This is a genomic window from Lysinibacillus sp. FW301-JW8, assembly GCF_058788755.1.
The window spans coordinates 100,842-119,090 of sequence record NZ_JBYTBB010000002.1; the positions used below are offsets into that span (position 1 = coordinate 100,842).

Genomic DNA, 18,249 nt, shown 5'->3' on the forward strand with positions numbered 1-18,249 from the left:
TCTTTCATCATGAAAGGTGTTAGAAAAATGAACATTCCAAATAAAATTACCATCTCTCGAATCTTACTTATTCCGTTTTTTGTTATTGTAATGATGTTTGATTTTGGCTGGGGAACAATGTCACTATTCGGTGCAAATATGCCTGTTCATCACTTTGTAGGTGCCCTTATCTTTATCTTTGCTTCAACAACTGATTGGGTGGATGGTTATTATGCACGTAAGTATAATCTTGTGACGACATTTGGGAAATTTTTAGACCCGCTGGCTGATAAATTACTTGTTTCAGCGGCTTTTATTTTAATGGTGGAGCTTGGTATGGCGCCTGCTTGGATCATTATTGTCATCATTAGCCGTGAATTTGCTGTAACAGGTTTACGTTTAATATTGGCTGGTGGAGGAGAAGTCGTAGCGGCAAATCAGCTTGGCAAGATTAAAACATGGGCACAAATTGTTGCCATCGCGGCAGCGCTTTTACACAATACAATCTTTACGCTTATTGGTATTCCATTCGATATAATAATGTTATATATTGCATTGTTCTTCACATTATGGTCTGGATGGGATTATTTCTATCTAAATCGACGTGTTTTACTTGAGTCTAAATAAGAAAGGTCTTGTGGATCATGAATGCTGAAATTCTAGCAGTTGGCTCAGAATTATTGCTTGGTCAAATTACGAACACAAATGCGAAATTTATTTCTAACCAATTGTCTGAGTTGGGGATTAATGTGTTTTATCATACAGTTGTTGGAGATAATGCCCAACGTTTAGATGAGGCTATAACGGTTGCAGAATCTCGGGCAGATTTAATCATCTTTTCTGGTGGGCTTGGACCTACAAAAGATGATTTAACAAAGGAAACAATCGCACGACATCTTGATGTTTCACTTGAACATGATGATGTCGCCCTGACTTATATTGAGCAATTTTTTGCTAAACGAGGTCGTCCAATGACTGAAAATAATCGTAAGCAGGCATTAGTATTAGCTGGTAGTGAAGTTCTGGCAAACCATCATGGAATGGCACCCGGCATGATATTAACAAAAGGTGGACGCACATATATTTTGCTGCCTGGACCGCCAAAAGAGCTTGAGCCAATGTTCCAATTTGAGGCAAAACCAAAGCTCGGTGCGTTGTTAAACGCTGGAGGTGTTATTGTCTCTCACATTATGCGCTTTTATGGTATCGGTGAGGCAGAGCTGGAGGTTCGTGTTCAAGATATTTTAGATACACAAACAAACCCTACTGTTGCACCTCTTGCTTCAGATGGCGAAGTAACCTTGCGTGTAACTGCTAAAGCGGAAACCGTGCAGGAGGCACAGCAGCTAATTGCAACAAAGGTAGCTGAAATTCAAGCGCTTGTCGGTGACCATCAATATGGTGTAGATGATGATTCTCTTGCCTCTAAGACAGTAGAAATGTTACTTGATAATCAGTTAACTATTTCTGCTGCAGAAAGTTTAACTGCGGGGTTATTTCAATCAGAGCTGGCAGAAATTCCGGGAGTAGGGAATGCACTCGTTGGAGGCGTTGTAACGTATACAGAAGAGGCAAAAATAAGACAGCTCGACATTTCTAAACAATTACTAGATACACATGGCATTGTCAGCAGTGAATGTGCCGCGGCTATGGCTAGCGCTGTAAAGCAAAAATTCGGTACGAATATTGGTATTGGTTTAACAGGGGCAGCAGGACCAACAGCACATGATCACCAACCAGTAGGAACAGTTTGGATTGGTATCGCCATTGACGATGAGGAACCAATCACGTATTTACTTCATTTATCAGGTATGCGTAATACAAATCGACTTCGTGCTGTAAAGTTTACCTGTCATTATCTAATGCAACTTTTGGAAGAAAGAGGATACACCAAGCGCTATTAAATAGAAAAAATAGGAATTTGGGTAGAGGAAATTTACCCAAATTTTTATTTTGAAGAAAAAACGAATAAACGTTCGCTTTTTTCTTGCGTGTTCTCTCAAAAACAAGTATAGTAGAGATAGAGAAAAACAGTGAACAGTTTTCGAAGGAGGAAAATGAATGAGTGATCGTAAAGCAGCCTTAGAACAGGCGTTAAAACAAATTGAAAAGAACTTTGGTAAAGGTTCTATTATGAAACTTGGCGAAAAAACAGATTTAGAAATTGCTACATCATCAAGCGGTTCACTAGCACTTGATGCTGCATTAGGTGTTGGTGGTTATCCACGTGGGCGAATTATTGAAGTTTATGGTCCTGAATCATCAGGTAAAACAACGGTTGCTCTCCATGCGATTGCAGAGGTGCAAGCAGCTGGAGGACAAGCAGCATTTATTGATGCTGAGCATGCATTAGATCCAATCTATGCACAAAAGTTAGGTGTTAATATTGATGAACTACTATTATCTCAGCCAGACACAGGTGAACAAGCACTTGAAATTGCTGAAGCATTAGTTCGTAGTGGTGCGATTGATATTATCGTTATTGACTCGGTAGCAGCATTAGTGCCAAAAGCTGAAATTGAGGGAGATATGGGTGATTCCCATGTCGGTTTACAGGCACGTTTAATGTCTCAGGCATTACGTAAGCTTTCAGGTGCTATTAATAAATCGAAAACGATTGCCATTTTCATTAACCAAATACGTGAAAAAATTGGTGTAATGTTTGGAAATCCGGAAACAACACCAGGCGGACGTGCTCTTAAATTCTATAGCTCTGTTCGTTTAGAGGTTCGCCGCGCAGAAGCCATTAAACAAGGCAATGATATTATGGGGAATCGCACAAAAGTGAAGATTGTGAAAAACAAAGTTGCACCACCTTTCCGTACAGCAGAGGTAGATATTATGTATGGAGAAGGGATTTCAAAAGAAGGTGAAACAGTTGATTTAGGTGTTGAACTTGATATCGTTCAAAAAAGTGGCTCTTGGTATGCTTATGGTGATGAACGTTTAGGACAAGGACGCGAAAACGCAAAACAATATTTAAAAGAAAATCCTGCCGTTATGGAGGAAATCGCTAATAAGATCCGTTCCTCTTATGGTATCGCTGCTACTTCCTACACAATCGCTGCTCATGATGAGGAAGAAGTGGATGAAGAATTAATGCTTCTTCTTGAAGATAAATAATTTAAATGCATTGTTCCTGCTCTAATTTGAGAGGGAACAATGTATTTTTTTGTCTATATTCCATATAAAGGTGGGTATACTCATAAAGATAACATCATGCATTGAGTGAGGGTCTAAAAATGTATCCTTAGCACTGTTTATTCCTTATTATGTAAAATAGGTAAATGTAAATCTAGTGTAAAAGTATTAGGAAGTTTATTCACCTATTGGTTATCAATTACTTTTTTCTGGAGAGGGGCGAACAGGTGCCCGACTATCCTTGACAGAGCTTAAGGCTAGCTATACAATTAAATATGTATAATTTCTGAATTATGACTTTAAATAGGCAGTACATTTTATCTTCATTCAGTATAAAACTCCCACCTCTGAAGGTGATGAGATGAATGGGATGTGGTTCCTTTTCAGTGAGTGTTTAAACATCTACTGAAATATAGGAACTCAGTCTAAGAACGCCACGTCCTGTGGCAACGACTGAGTGACCAACATCATGTTGGCCCAAAGCCTCCGGTGAATGTTACAGATTTTGAAAGCAATGAATAGAAGGATGTTTGCCTAAAACCTTCGCATCCTGGCAGGCATAGGCCGATTCAAAATCCGGACGTAATTACGCCAAGGCGAAATTGATGTATGCGCCGACTGAAACTGTATTACCCAAATAGCAAGAGGAGGTGTTCATATGGATGGAATTACTATCATCTCCGCTTTGCTTGGAATCATCGTTGGTGCCGCTGTTAGCTATATCTACATGAAAAAAGTGAATGACTCAAAAATCACTGGTGCTAAACATGTTGCTGAAACAATCGTTGAAGAAGGAAAACGAGAAGCGGAGGCATTGAAAAAAGAAGCACTACTTGAAGCCAAAGATGAAACTCACAAATTTCGTACTGAAGCTGAGAATGACATTCGTGAACGTCGTTTAGAACTTCAAAAACAAGAGAACCGTTTATTGCAAAGAGAAGAGAATCTTGATCGCAAAGATGATGCTCTAAATAAGAGAGAAGCAGGCTTAGAGCGTAAAGAACAAGCTCTTGCCGAAAGACAACAGCATATTGAACAGATGGAAAGCAAAGTGGACGAGCTCGTTGCCTCGCAAAAAGCAGAGCTAGAAAGAATTTCTGCTTTAACTAGAGATGAAGCAAAGACTATTATCTTAGGGGAAGTAGAAAAAGAGCTAGCAACTGATATTGCTGTGATGACGAAGGAATCAGAAACACGTGCGAAAGAAGAATCAGATAAAAAAGCACGTGAAATTTTATCATTAGCATTACAACGTTTTGCTGCAGACCACGTTGCAGAAACAACGGTATCTGTCGTGAACTTGCCAAATGATGAAATGAAGGGTCGAATTATTGGTCGTGAAGGACGAAATATCCGCACATTGGAAACGCTAACAGGTATAGATTTAATTATTGATGATACACCAGAAGCTGTTATTTTATCTGGCTTTGATCCAATTCGTCGTGAAACGGCTCGACTTGCACTTGAAAAGCTTGTACAGGATGGCCGTATTCACCCAGCTCGAATCGAGGAAATGGTGGAAAAAGCTCGTCGTGAAGTGGATGAACAAATCCGTGAAACAGGTGAGCAAACAACATTTGAAATTGGCATTCATAACTTACATCCTGATTTAATGAAAATTTTAGGCCGTATGAAATATCGTACAAGCTATGGACAAAACGTCCTAAAACATTCAATTGAAGTCGCATATTTGGCAGGCTTACTCGCTGCTGAACTTGGTGAAGATGTAGCATTAGCTCGTCGCGCAGGCTTATTACATGATATTGGTAAAGCAATTGACCATGAAGTTGAAGGTAGCCACGTCGAAATCGGTGTGGAATTAGCAACAAAATATAAGGAACATCCAGTAGTCATTAATAGTATTGCTTCTCACCATGGTGATACAGAAGCAACATCTGTCATCGCGGTTTTAGTGGCTGCAGCTGATGCATTATCGGCTGCTCGTCCAGGTGCTCGTAGTGAAACACTCGAAAACTATATCCGCAGACTCGAAAAATTAGAAGAAATTTCTGAAAGCTATGAAGGTGTAGAAAAATCCTATGCTATTCAAGCTGGTCGTGAAATTCGAATTATTGTCCAACCTGAAAAAATTGATGACTTGGCTTCACATCGCTTAGCACGAGATATCCGTAAGCGAATTGAAGAAGAGCTCGATTATCCAGGTCATATCAAAGTTACTGTCATTCGTGAAACACGTGCTGTGGAGTACGCGAAATAATATTGAATGTTAGAGGTTTCTCAAGATGAAAATCTAGGGAGACCTCTTTTTTACTGCCAATGCATGCGCAATCTATGACAAATTGTCTAGATAAGTGCGTTACCATTAGTTTCTTAGGATTATTTTGAATCACTTAAATTGTAGTCTTATGGAGATGAAGCTCATGGAAAGTAAAATTTGGGTTAATTTGGAAAACTGCTGTTAAGAGATAATAAAGAAGTTTAATTCTAGACCCTTCTATAAGGAGGGGAAGATTGGATAGGATAAAAGAAAACATAAAAAGACTAGCTGTGAAATTCTTATAGCCCTTGATTTGCTTATATTTTTATTAAAGAGTAATAATTATTATTTTTATATTCTAGTAGGCATTGGATACGGTTTTTTATTTCCTGCCATACTTACACTGACTTCTTTTTATCTGTTTGCGAATTCTCTTAAAGTAAGAACCTATATAGTCATTTTAGTATCAATTATTAGCATTCTATTTATATTGGGAATTTAGTTAGCTTATTTGTTCGCAGAATTTGATGTTAACCGCATTGATTCTCCAATAGGTGAAGATGCATTGATAATCGAACATAGAAACGTTACATTAGGAGAGACAACTCACTTTTATTACTTTTATCGACCAACGATTTTCCAGGGAATTTTAAAAAAATTAAATAATAAACCAGTATTATTTTTTATTCGTTATGACGGTGAGGAAACACCTGATGGTTTAAAGGCATTAGGAGTAGATAATGCGAAATGGACAGAGGATGGAGTCATTTTTTATTCAGAACGTGGAGAAATTGAAGTGGATTTCAAACGCTAAGATAAATTCTGCCCTTAAATAAGGGAGAATAAACTTATTGGACTAACGGAATGCTTTAGTTGAGCAAGAATTAAACAACTTTAAAGAGCCTTACTACAATATAATTTGTAGCGGGGCCCTTATATTTTTAAATCAAAATTAAGTAACTTTATTTTCACTTTACACCCGCACCCTCTGATTGCCATTCCGATTTAAGGACTAACGTTGTAATCATTATATTTCATATTTTTTTGCTTAATGCTCTTACTGAGGTTACAATTAATGATGTTATATAGCTAGCCATTAAAAAGGGCTTTGCAGAGCAACAACTTGTTCCAATAAAATGGCGGCGTAATTGATAGAAAGAGGCGTATGTAAAAATGAAAGTATTGTTTATAGGAGATATTGTTGGTTCAATTGGCAGAGACGCAGTAGAAAAATATTTACCGCGTTTAAAGAAAAAGTGGAATCTAGACGTTGTGATTGCAAATGGTGAAAATGCGGCGGCAGGCCGTGGAATTACTCATAATATTTATAATGACTTATTACAAATGGGTGTAGATGTCATTACGATGGGAAATCATACATGGGATAATAAAGATATCTTTGATTTTATTGATGATGCGGATTATTTGATTCGTCCTGCAAATTTCTCAACTGAGGCTCCTGGTAAAGGGATGGTACAGATTTCAAAGAACGGTGTGACTTTATCTGTTATTAATCTGCATGGTCGTGTGTTTTTACCCCCTCATGAGGACCCATTTGCGATGGCAGAGAAATTAATCGAGGAAGCACATAAAACGTCACCGCTTGTATTTGTGGATTTTCATGCGGAGGCAACAAGTGAAAAAATTGCGCTTGGTTGGCATTTAGATGGCAAGGCGTCGGCAGTCGTAGGCACACATACCCATGTACAGACAGCTGATGCACGTATTTATCCGAATGGAACAGCCTATATTACAGACGTTGGTATGACAGGTCCTTACGATGAAATTCTAGGAATGACGAAGGAAAGTGTTATTTATAAATTTCAAACAAATATGCCATCACGTTTTGAGGTGCCAAAAAAAGGTCGTGACGTGCTAAGTGGTTTTTTTGTAGACATAGATAATCAAACAGGAAAAGCACTACATTGTGAGCGAATCTATATAAATGAAGATTATCCGTTTCAAGGATGAGGGAAGAAACTATTGTGTATGCTCTAAATGCACGATAGTTTTTTCTATTCAAATTGACAATGAAAAGTCATTCTTTTTTGATTGTTTGCAATATATCAGAAATGAAAATAGTCTATTTTCTTCTTACCGAGCATAAAATGACCTACGGACAATAACTTGAGATCCAAAAAGGGGGACACAAGTTGTTGAGCGTAAACACTATTCGCGAAACGGGGAGGAATAATTGTGGATTCATTAAAAGTATCATCACGCTCTAATCCAAATTCAGTTGCAGGTGCATTAGTCGCGGTAATCAGAGAAAAAGGGCAGGCAGAAATGCAAGCAGTTGGGGCAGGTGCACTTAACCAAGCCGTGAAAGCAGTGGCCATTGCACGCGGATTTGTAGCGCCAAGTGGCACAGATTTAATTTGCGCACCGGCGTTTGCCGATATTTTAATTGCTGGTGAGGAACGTACAGCCTTGAAACTTCTAGTAGAAAAACGTAATCGATAAAAATGGAATGAAGTAAAATGCCTTGCACATTTTAAAGTGCTGGGCATTTTTTCATTATGCTACAGGAACATCTAATTACATAATTTCGGGGAAATTACTCATCCTTAACATGTTAACTGTCACTTGAAATTAGTAAGTTAATTTTTTATACTGCATTAATGGGCTTAATTAATCTGAACCGAAATTGAAGCATCAGGTATAAATTATCTGCTCAGAAGTTCAGCGGAAGAGTAATCTCTAGCATATGACTGATTAGTAGGATAAAGAGCGCCTATCTTCCTAAAATTACCTTTTAATTTAAGTATTTTGATAATTACAATTTATTGAACAGGATTTTCAGTCAAAGGTCTGATTTTCGGTTAAATCGTGGAATAACAATAGTGCAGACCGTTTCTTCGTGTTAAACTTATGAAGGAAAAATAGTAGTATACATTGGATTTAAGGAGTTGTTGACATGTTACATCAGCTTTCATGGAAAGTCGGTGGGCAACAGGGTGAAGGGATTGAAAGTACAGGTGAGATTTTCTCAATGGCAATGAATCGTTTAGGTTACTTCCTATACGGTTATCGTCACTTCTCTTCTCGAATTAAAGGTGGCCATACGAATAATAAGATTACAGTTCGTCCAACAGAGGTACGATCTATAGCGGATGATTTAGATATTTTAGTAGCGTTTGACCAAGAAACAATTGATGTTAATTATAAAGAATTAACAGAAAAAGGTATTATTTTAGCGGACTCAAAATTTGAGCCAGTGAAGCCAGAAGATTCTAAGGCACCATTATTTGCAGTACCATTTACGGAAGTAGCAGCAGAGTTAGGTACTTCATTAATGAAAAATATGGTGGCAATTGGAGCAACTGCTTCATTGTTAAATTTAGAAAACGAAGTATTCCAAAATGTTGTTGATGATATTTTTGGTAAAAAAGGTGAAGAAGTTGTTCAGAAAAACATGGAGGCCATTGCACGTGGTCGACAAATCATGAATGACCTATTAGGTGAGCGTGTAGGTGAATGGGAATTAGCACCAGCAGATGGGAAGCGCCGTATGTTTATGATTGGTAATGACGCTATAGCACTTGGCGCACTTGCAGCTGGGACACGCTTTATGGCAGCCTATCCAATTACGCCAGCTTCTGAAATTATGGAATATCTGATTAAAAAATTACCGAAGTTTGGTGGTACAGTTATTCAAACAGAAGATGAAATTGCTGCAGCGACAATGGCAATTGGTGCAAACTTTGGTGGTGTTCGTTCTTTTACAGCCTCAGCTGGTCCAGGTCTTTCATTAATGATGGAGGCAATAGGACTTTCAGGTATGACAGAGCAGCCACTAGTTGTTGTTGATACACAGCGTGGCGGTCCATCAACAGGATTACCAACAAAACAAGAGCAATCAGATTTAATGGCAATGTTATATGGTACACATGGTGAAATTCCTAAAGTAGTAATTGCACCATCTACAATGGAGGAAGCATTTTTTGATACAATCCAAGCCTTTAACATTGCAGAGGAATTACAATTACCCGTTATTTTAATGACAGACTTACAATTATCTCTAGGTAAACAATCTGTTGAACCATTTGATTACAATAAAATAGAAATTCGTCGCGGTAAAATCGTCGCTGATGATATTGAAGAAGCGGCAGATAAAGCCTACTTCAAACGTTATGAAAATACAGAAGACGGTGTTTCACCGCGTGTGCTACCTGGTACATTAAACGGTATTCACCATGTAACAGGTGTCGAGCATGATGAAACAGGTAAACCGTCTGAAGCGACTGGTAATCGTCAAACACAAATGGATAAACGTTTCCGTAAGCTAGCTGCACTGAAATTTGATAATCCAGTATACGTAAATGCACCACACGAAGAAGCCGATATTTTATTAGTGGGCTTTAACTCAACTCGTGGAGCTATTGAGGAAGTACAAGAACGATTAAATGCACAAGGTATGAAGGTGAACCATGCACATATTCGTTTAGTGCATCCATTCCCATCTACTGAGGTAGCACCTCTTGTAGCGAAAGCGAAAAAAGTAATCGTTGTAGAAAATAACTACACTGGTCAATTAGCAAATATTATGAAGATGAATGTTGGTGGTCACGATAAGATCGAGACTATTACAAAATACAATGGTACACCATTCTTGCCAGGTGAATTAGAAAATCGTGTGAAGGAGTTGACTCACTAATGGCAACATTTAAGGATTTTCGAAATACAGTAAAACCAAACTGGTGCCCAGGCTGTGGCGACTTCTCAGTACAAGCAGCTATACAACGCGCTGCGGCGAACGTTGGCATTGAACCAAATGAGCTAGCTGTAATTTCTGGGATTGGCTGTTCAGGCCGTATTTCAGGTTACATTAATTCTTATGGTTTCCATGGTATTCATGGTCGTGCATTACCGATTGCACAAGGCTTAAAAATGGCGAACCGTGATTTACATGTTATTGCTTCTGGTGGTGATGGCGATGGCTTTGCGATTGGTATGGGTCATACAATTCATGCCATCCGCCGTAATATTGACATTACTTATATAGTTATGGATAACCAAATTTATGGTTTAACAAAGGGCCAAACATCTCCACGTTCAGCGGTAGGCTTTATTACAAAATCTACGCCAGGTGGAGCGATTGAGCCATCATTAAAACCATTAGAGGTAGCATTAACAAGTGGTGCAACTTTTGTAGCACAAGGCTTCTCAACAGATATTAAAGAATTAACAGCATTAATAGAAGCGGGCATTAATCATAAAGGCTTCTCGTTCATCAACGTATTTTCACCTTGTGTAACATACAACAAAGTAAACACTTACGATTGGTTTAAAGAGAACCTAACAAAGCTTGCTGATATTGAGGACTATGATAATGCAGACCGAGGTATGGCAATGCGTACGGTAATGGAGCATGAGGGCTTAGTAACAGGTATTATTTATCAGGATACTGAAACAGCCTCATATCAAGAAAAAGTACCAGGCTATTCAGAGCTACCATTAACAGATATTGATATTAACATGAATGAAAATGATTTTAATGAATTGGTTAAAGAATTCATGTAGATAATTAAAAAGCGTATTTAAGATGCATCTTAAATACGCTTTTTGTATGTCAAAAATCAACAAGAGCCCGATTATTGCCCCCAAGGCTGTTCACCATATCTTTTCAGCATTACAACTTCACCATCATTCTTTTTAATACGATTATACACATACTTAATTTTGTATTCGTTGTATTTTTCTAATTCGATTTTGTCGTAAAAATCCTTTGATAGAGCTAACTCCCGTTCATCAATTACAAGATAGCGCTCTCCGTTTTTCTCCATAATATTTTGTTCATCAATTTTAAAGGTGCTTTCTATTTGTATATCATTAAAAGTATAAAAACCTGCAGCAAACAAGCCTATAAATAAGAGTGATAAACAGCTAGCAATCCAATTACCCCTTCTCAAGACCATCTCCTCCTTTTTAATCCTTATCTTTCATACGAATTATCTAGATGAAAGTTTCAAATTTTCCCGTTATTTTGGAAGGAAGAAGGAAGCAATAAAAATTTTCAATCCTTATAAAATCCTTATAATCATTTTCTACACTATAGTCATCGAAAGGATGATGACTTCAAATGGATGATATTATTTTAAAAACGGATAATCTGAGTAAAAGCTTTAAGGGGCAAAAAATTGTAGAGAATTTGTCGCTGACAATACCACGCAATACTGTCTACGGCTTACTGGGTCCTAATGGTGCTGGAAAATCAACAACGTTAAAAATGATGACTGGTATGCTGCGTCCAAATACAGGTAAAATAATTTTTAATGGACATGAATGGAACCGCAATGATTTACAAGATATTGGTGTATTGATTGAAACACCTCCCCTATATGAAAATTTAACGGCAAGAGAAAATCTGAAGGTTCGAACGATTGCGCTTGGATTACCAGCATCACGTATTGATGAAGTATTAAGGATTGTTGATTTAACCAATACAGGAAAAAAAAGAGCTGGGCAATTTTCCTTGGGGATGAAACAGCGTTTAGGAATAGCCATTGCGCTTTTAAACTATCCAAAGCTTTTAATTCTTGATGAACCAACGAATGGACTTGATCCAATTGGTATTCAAGAGCTAAGAAAACTAATACGATCTTTTCCAGAGCAAGGTATTACAGTCATATTATCTAGCCACATCCTTTCAGAGGTAGAGCAGGTAGTAGATGAAATTGGCATCATCGCAGGAGGTAAATTAGGCTATCAGGGAGCTGCACCACGGGGACAGGAATTAGAATCATTATTTATGCAGGTAGTGTCTGCTAATAGAAAGGCAGGCAATTAGTATGATTTCCATAGTAAAGGCTGAAAGATTAAAATGGAAAAATACTTTTATTCCTAAATTAGTTTGGCTTGCACCTATCGTGACTCTGTTATTGAGCGCAGTTTTAATGGGAGGGAGTTTTTTTCAAAAGGGTGGTTATAATTGGTGGTATTCAATGCTCTTGCCGGGTGCACTGACAATATGTTGTGCGTTAGCAGTAGAAAAAGATGCGAAATTAAAATATCATAGCATTCTCGCAATGCCTATTGACCTGAAGAAGATTTGGTTTGGCAAAATACTTGCATGTAGTGCCTGGTTGTTATTAACTACAATTATTTTCTTTACAGGTATTACTGTTGGTGGCATAGTTTTCGGCAATAGCTTTCCTATAGCAAAAAGTCTGGCAGGTAGTTTATTAATATTTTTATCTTTTTTATGGCAAATCCCACTTTGTCTATTCCTTTCGGCAAAATTAGGAACGTATATGGCAATTTTAATTAATTTAGTCGGTAATATAGCTGGAATGGTTGCATTTGCTGATGGTGAATTTTGGTATAGTGTTCCTTATGCCATTACAGCAAGATTAATTTGTCCAACACTAGAAATTTTGCCGAATGGTTTACCAGTGCCTGAGGACAGCCCATTATTAAGCATGTCGGTGATTGTTCCTGGAATTCTAATTGTACTCATTTGGTTTGTCTTCATTAGCCTTTTTACCGCTCGTTGGTTTCAAAAGAGGGAGGAGAAATAGTGATGGTATTCATAAGATTGCTTAGGGCAGAGCTTCTTAAAACAAAAAGAACACCTTTTTTACTCATTCATCTGCTAGTACCTATCATTATTTCAACTCTATTTTTAGCATACTATTCCTATTCGCCATGGATATTTGATTGGAAAGTATCAGCTTATTTTCAGGCACTCTCTTGCGGATTTCCTATTATTATTGGATTAGTTTGTGCAATGGCATCGGAGCAAGAGGCAATTGCAGGTCATTTTCAGGAGATGTTAACAGCTAGTAGGGGAAAAATCGTAACATTTATTAGTAAGCTCTTTCTATTATTATTGTTTAGCTTTGGAGCGATTGTCTTGTCCATTGGTATTTTTAGTATTGGTTTTATCGAACTCTTACATGAAGATACACTTGGATACCAATTTTATTTAATAGTTGGATGTATTTTATTTGCTAGTTATGCCTGTTTATATATTTTGCATTTATTTATTAGTCTTCATTTTGGAAAGGGAGCCTCAATTGGACTAGGGATTGTGGAGGCACTTTTAGTAGCGTTGCTGCTTACTGGACTAGGGGATGATATCTGGTCATATATACCTTATGGTTGGGGTGGCCACTTCGTAGAATTATGGACATTAAAGGCATCTGGAGCTAATGTATCAATAATGGAAGCAGGCTTACAGGCAGGTATTATTGCTTGTGGATTTGGAACATTACTGGTATTCATGCTTTCTTGCTTATGGTTCTGGAAATGGGAGGGCCGAAAATCTGAAAATTAGTTACTAAAGGAAATGATGAGAAACATATGGCAAAAATTTTAGCGGTAGATGATGAAAGAGATATTTTAGTCTTGATAAAAAATGCATTAGCAAAAGATGAGCATTTAGTAACAGCTATCACTGATGCGTCAGAAGTGAATAAAATGGATCTCGGCACCTTTGATTTACTATTACTGGATGTGATGATGCCAGTAATGGATGGGTTTACATTATGCAGAGAAATTCGTCATGCTGTAGATTGCCCAATCCTTTTTTTAACGGCTAAATCATTAGAGGAGGACTTAATGTATGGTCTTGGTCTGGGCGCAGATGATTATATCATTAAGCCCTTTGGCATTGGAGAGCTTCGTGCTAGGATCAATGCCCATTTGAGACGTGAAAAAAGAGAGAGACGTAACATCCTCTATGCAGAGAAAGTTCATATTAATTTGTCTGGAAAAGAGCTGTTTGTCGAAGAGGAGAAGGTAATGCTAACGAAAAGTGAATATGAAATATGTGAATTTCTCGTTCGTAATCGGGGACAGGTCTTTTCGAAAGAAAGGATCTATGAAGCGGTTTTTGGCTATGATGGAAAAAGTGACAGTACAGCAATCACTGAGCATATTAAAAATATTCGTTCGAAGCTTCATGTCTTTGATGTAGACGTGATTGATACTGTTTGGGGGATCGGTTATAAATGGAGACATTGAAGCACACAAAAGGAACTCGCCTTTACACCTTTTTCCTTCGTTATCTCCTATTGTTATGCTTAGGCACCATTCTGCTAGTAGTAGTATTATTTGGTTTATTTTTATTGACCTTTTCTGCAAATATTGTTTTACCAGCCAATTATGCAGAAACACAGATTTCACTTTCAAAGGATCGGATTGCGAGTAGTAGCTCGGTCAATCCTGAGATGATTCCAGACCTTGTTGACTACGCGGTTTTTTCGAAAAAGGGGCAGTTTCTTTTTGGGAATCTTTCTGAAAAGGAAGCTTTTAAGGCTTGGAATGTCATGAAAAAAGGAGAAACTCAGGGTGTCTCTCAATTTTATTCGGTGATAGAGAGAGAAAATGAGGTTTGTATTTTACGCTATTATTTAGTACCACAGTATCAGTCACCGGTGTTAAGAAAATATTTGCCTAATCCTCAATTATTAGAAATTATATTATTTATAATTGGAATAATAGCGCTAGCAACTTTCCTTGCTGTCCACTTCGGCAGAAATCTAAAGAAGAAAATGTTTGGCTTGCAGGAAGCTATTGAAAAAATACAAAATCAAAATTTGGATTTTAGTATAAATCCAACAGGGATTCGTGAAATAGATGATATATCCATCTCATTGGAGCAGATGAAGGAAGCACTAAACAACTCATTAAAGCAGCAATGGGAATTAGAGCGAGCTCGCAGAGAACAAATATCAGCTCTTGCTCATGATTTAAAAACGCCTCTTACCATTATTCGAGGAAACGCGGAGCTTTTACAGGACACTGCCCAAGATAAGACGCAAAGAGAATATAATGACTATATTTTAAAAAATACGATGGAAATTGAAAAGTTTACAAAACAGCTAATAGATATATCGAAAATGGAGAAAAGAATTGTTAGTGAAAAAATGAATGTAGAGGTGGATGGATTTATTCTATTGCTAGAACATCAAATAAAGGCTCTTTCTTTAGAAAAAAATCTTGAAGTGATTGTTAAAAAAGACAATCTTCCAGCTTCAATCTTTATAGATGAAGAGCTTTTTTATCGAGCTATGTTAAATCTGATTGTCAATGCAGTAGAGCATACGCCAAATAGAGGCAAAGTCATATTTATTGTTCAAGGAGAGATGAATTTCGTTCATTTTACTGTAGTAGATAGTGGTGTTGGTTTTTCAGCAAAAGATTTAAAGGAAGCCACAAAGCAGTTTTATCGAGGAGATCCAAGTAGAAAGTCAGCAAATCATCATGGAATGGGACTTTATATTGCCCAATCTATCATTACTAAACATGGTGGAACGTTGACACTCGAAAATGATTCAACGTCTGGTGGAGGTAAGGTAACAATTACGATTCCAATTTGTCTTAAAAAAGAGTGAATTAGCGTAGTGCTAATTTATTCTTTTTTTATCTTTATTTCAGACAGCGTAGCGTTACAGATATATAGGTGATATGCGCTGATTGGCGTTTAAAGAAAATAATTAACATTCCTCAATGGTGAGAGACCATAAAAGTTATTTATAATTAAACAGCCTTTCCATTAAATGCACTAAGTTTACATCTATATGTCACTCACATACTATCTGGCATACCAACCTCTATCGCTAATCTATTTTGTGAAACGCCATAAGCAAGGCGCTTTTCTTCCAGCCTGTATACCATGTATCTTTATTCATGAGCATTTCTCCAAACAAAAGATGTCAACTACAGGGGAAAAAGTTGACATCTGCTTTATGTGTCCAAAACCCTTGCTCCATCTAGCGTGCCAACAGCCTTCTTAAAAAGCAATACTAAGTTTAAAGGCATCTAAATTTTATTATCCTCATCATAATGACAGGGCAGGGGTAGTCTCCAATTGTAGCGAATGGCAGACATACGGATTGTGATTACAATAAGAACGATAAGCGTGAGCTCAAGGGGAGAGCTCCATCCAAGCCAAATAGAAATTGCACACAAAATTGTTAGAATGGCGTGAATTTCTTCCTTCAATGCAAGTGGCTTTCGACCAGCGATAACATCTCGAATCATTCCGCCACCCACACCAGTAAACAATGCTGCCAAAATCATCACGCCTAAATCATTGGAAAAAACCTCGCTGGCTAGCATTGCTCCTTGAAGAGCAAAGGAAGCAAGTCCGATGGAATCAAAAAATAACCCCCACCGTCTCCAATGATCAATCCACTTTAGTGGGATTAATACAATGATTGTCAATGTTATTAACACCGTTAAAATAGCGGAATGCTCCCAAAGTTCAGTAGCAGGGACACCAATAATTAAATTTCGAATCAGTCCTCCCCCAAAGGCCGTGATAAAGCCTAATGCGTATACGCCGATAAAAGAAAATCTTGCTTCAAGAGCAATAAATGCTCCAGTTGCTGCATAAGAAATAATGCCAATAAAATGTAGGACAATCCAAGACATGCTTTCAAAAACCTCCTTATTATTTTTAGTAGGAAGTACCACTAAGAAAATAAAATGTGCAAGTTAAATTTCCACACAAAAAAACTCCACCACAAGAAGTCCTGTAAAAGGACCTTGTAGTGGAGTAATCAATTAGCAATTCCTACTAATGAATCAATCCATTTGAAAAACATAAATAGCGTTCTAACAAAAGGTTTTATTAGAATTCCATTTAAAAGAGTGTCTAAACTATGTGCATTTCTTTCATTATACTACTCTGTTTAAAAAGAACAAGATAGATATTAAGTAATTTAATTTTTCTACAATTTTGATGTATAGTTTTGAATAAATAGGAGGGCGAGAACATGAAGAAAAAGGAAACTGCATTTAATGAAATTGTACGAAAGGTTCGTAAAGAGCTCTATGGAAAAGGACCGGAGAGAATTTATACTCATTTCGTGGAGAATATGGCTGTCACTACTATGTATGGCATTCTAACACCAACCGAAAAATTTATCATTCAATCTGAAGAAGGTAAAAAAGTAATTCATAATGCTAGAACTCAAATGATTCAGGAGGTCTATAAGGTGCAAGTCCCTGAAGGAATGGAAGAGCTTGTCGACTCAAAGCTTCTTCATTTATTTTCTGATATAAAGGTTGAAGAGGATATGGCTGTATCGGTCTTTATATTTGATAAGCCCATCATATAGATGGAGAAACGTATCACAATTAAATATTTTCCCCCAATGAATAAGTTTTCTTCAGCAAGATAATTTCACTAGATAAAGGTTGAAAAATATATAAAAATAAATTTTTCCCATATTTTTTATTTGTTTAACCTAAATGATACGAAAGTGCAGTTTTATAACCCTCAGACCATTCCCTTAAAAAGGAATTGTTTCAGTGTTTCTCTGTTTAAGAATTGCCTCCTTACACTTTGTATATTTTAATTTGCTAATTAAATCCTTCATCTAATTGACTTTTATAAAGCTGTAAAACGTTAAAAAATTGTCTTTCCTTTAGGCTGATGTGCTATAGACTTCCATAAAAATAGCTGGTGTCAGTACAGACAATCTTCATCTGAAAAATGCTACAATAAAAGAAAAAAGAAGAGGCGATGCACGTGAGTAACGTCATTGATTTTATTGCAAAGAAAAAAGAACGTGAAGAAAGGCAGCGTGCTCAAGATTTAGAGCGTTATGTTGCGACACAATGTAATTTTCAGCATCCGGAAAACATTGACACACTTGTTGATGAAAAAATAATCGAAGTGAAAGATCATTCGTTATTTCTAGGTTTTCTATCTATTTTAAAAGATGAGCAAATTGATCCTCTTGATATTTTTCAGGATGTTTTTACTTTCGAGCCGGCTCACTTTGAGATAACCTACAATATGAGATGGTGGTCAGTTGTCCAGCTTGCCTTTACATTTTTAACAATTCTAAAGGAAAATGAGCCGCATACATATGCAGATTTTCTTGGTTTTTCCGAATAATCTAGAGTGTGTGCACGTCTTCAAATGCTTTCAAAACGTGCGCATACACCACTGG

At 37.2% G+C, this 18,249-nt stretch carries 18 protein-coding genes; 16 read left to right on the forward strand and 2 right to left on the reverse strand.

Translation table 11 applies throughout. The features are described 5' to 3' along the window. Positions 1-27 precede the first annotated feature (27 nt). The 9 genes from pgsA to AC3WOM_RS01490 all read left to right on the forward strand — a co-directional run bounded on the left by pgsA (position 28) and on the right by AC3WOM_RS01490 (position 10,861). Complete coding sequence (gene pgsA / locus AC3WOM_RS01450) at positions 28-606, forward strand: CDP-diacylglycerol--glycerol-3-phosphate 3-phosphatidyltransferase (RefSeq protein ID WP_492444514.1); 579 nt, start codon at positions 28-30, stop codon at positions 604-606. Positions 607-623: 17 nt separating this feature from the next. Next, complete coding sequence (locus AC3WOM_RS01455) at positions 624-1,883, forward strand: competence/damage-inducible protein A (RefSeq protein WP_492444516.1); 1,260 nt, start codon at positions 624-626, stop codon at positions 1,881-1,883. A gap of 157 nt (positions 1,884-2,040) precedes the next feature. Continuing rightward, positions 2,041-3,102 carry a recombinase RecA gene (recA, locus tag AC3WOM_RS01460; protein ID WP_427540280.1) on the forward strand — a complete coding sequence of 354 codons (1,062 nt, stop codon included), beginning with the start codon at positions 2,041-2,043 and terminating at the stop codon, positions 3,100-3,102. Positions 3,103-3,778: 676 nt separating this feature from the next. Then, positions 3,779-5,338 (forward strand): ribonuclease Y, encoded by a 1,560-nt coding sequence (gene rny, locus AC3WOM_RS01465; protein WP_283871226.1) that lies wholly within the window; start codon positions 3,779-3,781, stop codon positions 5,336-5,338. Between the two features lie 565 nt (positions 5,339-5,903). Beyond that, the gene (locus AC3WOM_RS01470) at positions 5,904-6,152 is read left to right on the forward strand and encodes a hypothetical protein (protein WP_427540275.1); all 249 of its coding nucleotides are present in this window, start codon (positions 5,904-5,906) and stop codon (positions 6,150-6,152) included. A gap of 359 nt (positions 6,153-6,511) precedes the next feature. Continuing rightward, a complete protein-coding gene (locus AC3WOM_RS01475) occupies positions 6,512-7,309 on the forward strand; it encodes a TIGR00282 family metallophosphoesterase (RefSeq protein ID WP_492444519.1) in 798 nt (265 codons plus the stop codon). Positions 7,310-7,534: 225 nt separating this feature from the next. Beyond that, entirely contained in the window at positions 7,535-7,801 is a 267-nt protein-coding gene (locus AC3WOM_RS01480) for a stage V sporulation protein S (RefSeq protein ID WP_008178903.1), read from the forward strand. 454 nt (positions 7,802-8,255) lie between these two features. Further along, complete coding sequence (locus tag AC3WOM_RS01485; protein ID WP_427540270.1) at positions 8,256-9,995, forward strand: 2-oxoacid:acceptor oxidoreductase subunit alpha; 1,740 nt, start codon at positions 8,256-8,258, stop codon at positions 9,993-9,995. Further along, a complete protein-coding gene (locus AC3WOM_RS01490) occupies positions 9,995-10,861 on the forward strand; it encodes a 2-oxoacid:ferredoxin oxidoreductase subunit beta (RefSeq protein ID WP_492444520.1) in 867 nt (288 codons plus the stop codon). The genes AC3WOM_RS01485 and AC3WOM_RS01490 overlap by 1 nt, the downstream gene beginning before the upstream one ends. 71 nt (positions 10,862-10,932) lie before the next feature. Here the strand turns inward: AC3WOM_RS01490 and AC3WOM_RS01495 are convergent, their stop codons facing one another. Next, on the reverse strand, positions 10,933-11,250 hold the full coding sequence (locus AC3WOM_RS01495; RefSeq protein WP_427540264.1) for a hypothetical protein: 318 nt from the start codon (positions 11,248-11,250) through the stop codon (positions 10,933-10,935). A gap of 170 nt (positions 11,251-11,420) precedes the next feature. Between AC3WOM_RS01495 and AC3WOM_RS01500 the strand changes: the two genes are divergently transcribed. The 5 genes from AC3WOM_RS01500 to AC3WOM_RS01520 are packed head-to-tail and all read left to right on the forward strand — an operon-like array spanning position 11,421 to position 15,678. Continuing rightward, positions 11,421-12,128 carry a lantibiotic protection ABC transporter ATP-binding protein gene (locus AC3WOM_RS01500; RefSeq protein WP_492444521.1) on the forward strand — a complete coding sequence of 236 codons (708 nt, stop codon included), beginning with the start codon at positions 11,421-11,423 and terminating at the stop codon, positions 12,126-12,128. Between the two features lies 1 nt (position 12,129). Continuing rightward, positions 12,130-12,858, forward strand: coding sequence for a lantibiotic immunity ABC transporter MutE/EpiE family permease subunit (locus AC3WOM_RS01505; RefSeq protein ID WP_492444523.1), 729 nt, complete (start codon positions 12,130-12,132; stop codon positions 12,856-12,858). Positions 12,859-12,860: 2 nt separating this feature from the next. Continuing rightward, entirely contained in the window at positions 12,861-13,616 is a 756-nt protein-coding gene (locus tag AC3WOM_RS01510; RefSeq protein ID WP_492444592.1) for a lantibiotic immunity ABC transporter MutG family permease subunit, read from the forward strand. Between the two features lie 26 nt (positions 13,617-13,642). Next, positions 13,643-14,305 carry a response regulator transcription factor gene (locus tag AC3WOM_RS01515; RefSeq protein ID WP_492444524.1) on the forward strand — a complete coding sequence of 221 codons (663 nt, stop codon included), beginning with the start codon at positions 13,643-13,645 and terminating at the stop codon, positions 14,303-14,305. Then, a complete protein-coding gene (locus tag AC3WOM_RS01520; protein WP_492444525.1) occupies positions 14,293-15,678 on the forward strand; it encodes a sensor histidine kinase in 1,386 nt (461 codons plus the stop codon). Before AC3WOM_RS01515 ends, AC3WOM_RS01520 begins: the two co-directional genes overlap by 13 nt. Before the next feature lie 427 nt (positions 15,679-16,105). Here the strand turns inward: AC3WOM_RS01520 and AC3WOM_RS01525 are convergent, their stop codons facing one another. Further along, positions 16,106-16,720: a trimeric intracellular cation channel family protein gene (locus AC3WOM_RS01525; RefSeq protein ID WP_492444527.1), complete on the reverse strand. Its 615-nt coding sequence runs from the start codon at positions 16,718-16,720 to the stop codon at positions 16,106-16,108. 344 nt (positions 16,721-17,064) lie between these two features. Between AC3WOM_RS01525 and AC3WOM_RS01530 the strand changes: the two genes are divergently transcribed. Together AC3WOM_RS01530 and AC3WOM_RS01535 are read left to right on the forward strand one after the other, a co-directional pair. Further along, positions 17,065-17,409 (forward strand): Na-translocating system protein MpsC family protein, encoded by a 345-nt coding sequence (locus tag AC3WOM_RS01530; protein WP_427540246.1) that lies wholly within the window; start codon positions 17,065-17,067, stop codon positions 17,407-17,409. Positions 17,410-17,816: 407 nt separating this feature from the next. Beyond that, entirely contained in the window at positions 17,817-18,194 is a 378-nt protein-coding gene (locus tag AC3WOM_RS01535; RefSeq protein ID WP_492444529.1) for a 2-oxoglutarate ferredoxin oxidoreductase subunit beta, read from the forward strand. The last annotated feature ends 55 nt before the right edge of the window (positions 18,195-18,249 follow it).

Bases quoted from the DNA above. Each gene is read 5' to 3' on its own strand.
- AC3WOM_RS01520 (WP_492444525.1), top strand. From the start codon at position 14,293: ATGGAGACATTGAAGCACACAAAAGGAACTCGCCTTTACACCTTTTTC.
- AC3WOM_RS01525 (WP_492444527.1), bottom strand. From the start codon at position 16,720: ATGTCTTGGATTGTCCTACATTTTATTGGCATTATTTCTTATGCAGCA.
- AC3WOM_RS01490 (WP_492444520.1), top strand. From the start codon at position 9,995: ATGGCAACATTTAAGGATTTTCGAAATACAGTAAAACCAAACTGGTGC.
- AC3WOM_RS01515 (WP_492444524.1), top strand. From the start codon at position 13,643: ATGGCAAAAATTTTAGCGGTAGATGATGAAAGAGATATTTTAGTCTTG.
- AC3WOM_RS01455 (WP_492444516.1), top strand. From the start codon at position 624: ATGAATGCTGAAATTCTAGCAGTTGGCTCAGAATTATTGCTTGGTCAA.
- AC3WOM_RS01500 (WP_492444521.1), top strand. From the start codon at position 11,421: ATGGATGATATTATTTTAAAAACGGATAATCTGAGTAAAAGCTTTAAG.
- AC3WOM_RS01530 (WP_427540246.1), top strand. From the start codon at position 17,065: ATGAAGAAAAAGGAAACTGCATTTAATGAAATTGTACGAAAGGTTCGT.
- AC3WOM_RS01510 (WP_492444592.1), top strand. From the start codon at position 12,861: ATGGTATTCATAAGATTGCTTAGGGCAGAGCTTCTTAAAACAAAAAGA.
- AC3WOM_RS01485 (WP_427540270.1), top strand. From the start codon at position 8,256: ATGTTACATCAGCTTTCATGGAAAGTCGGTGGGCAACAGGGTGAAGGG.
- AC3WOM_RS01535 (WP_492444529.1), top strand. From the start codon at position 17,817: ATGCACGTGAGTAACGTCATTGATTTTATTGCAAAGAAAAAAGAACGT.
- AC3WOM_RS01475 (WP_492444519.1), top strand. From the start codon at position 6,512: ATGAAAGTATTGTTTATAGGAGATATTGTTGGTTCAATTGGCAGAGAC.
- pgsA (WP_492444514.1), top strand. From the start codon at position 28: ATGAACATTCCAAATAAAATTACCATCTCTCGAATCTTACTTATTCCG.
- recA (WP_427540280.1), top strand. From the start codon at position 2,041: ATGAGTGATCGTAAAGCAGCCTTAGAACAGGCGTTAAAACAAATTGAA.
- AC3WOM_RS01505 (WP_492444523.1), top strand. From the start codon at position 12,130: ATGATTTCCATAGTAAAGGCTGAAAGATTAAAATGGAAAAATACTTTT.
- rny (WP_283871226.1), top strand. From the start codon at position 3,779: ATGGATGGAATTACTATCATCTCCGCTTTGCTTGGAATCATCGTTGGT.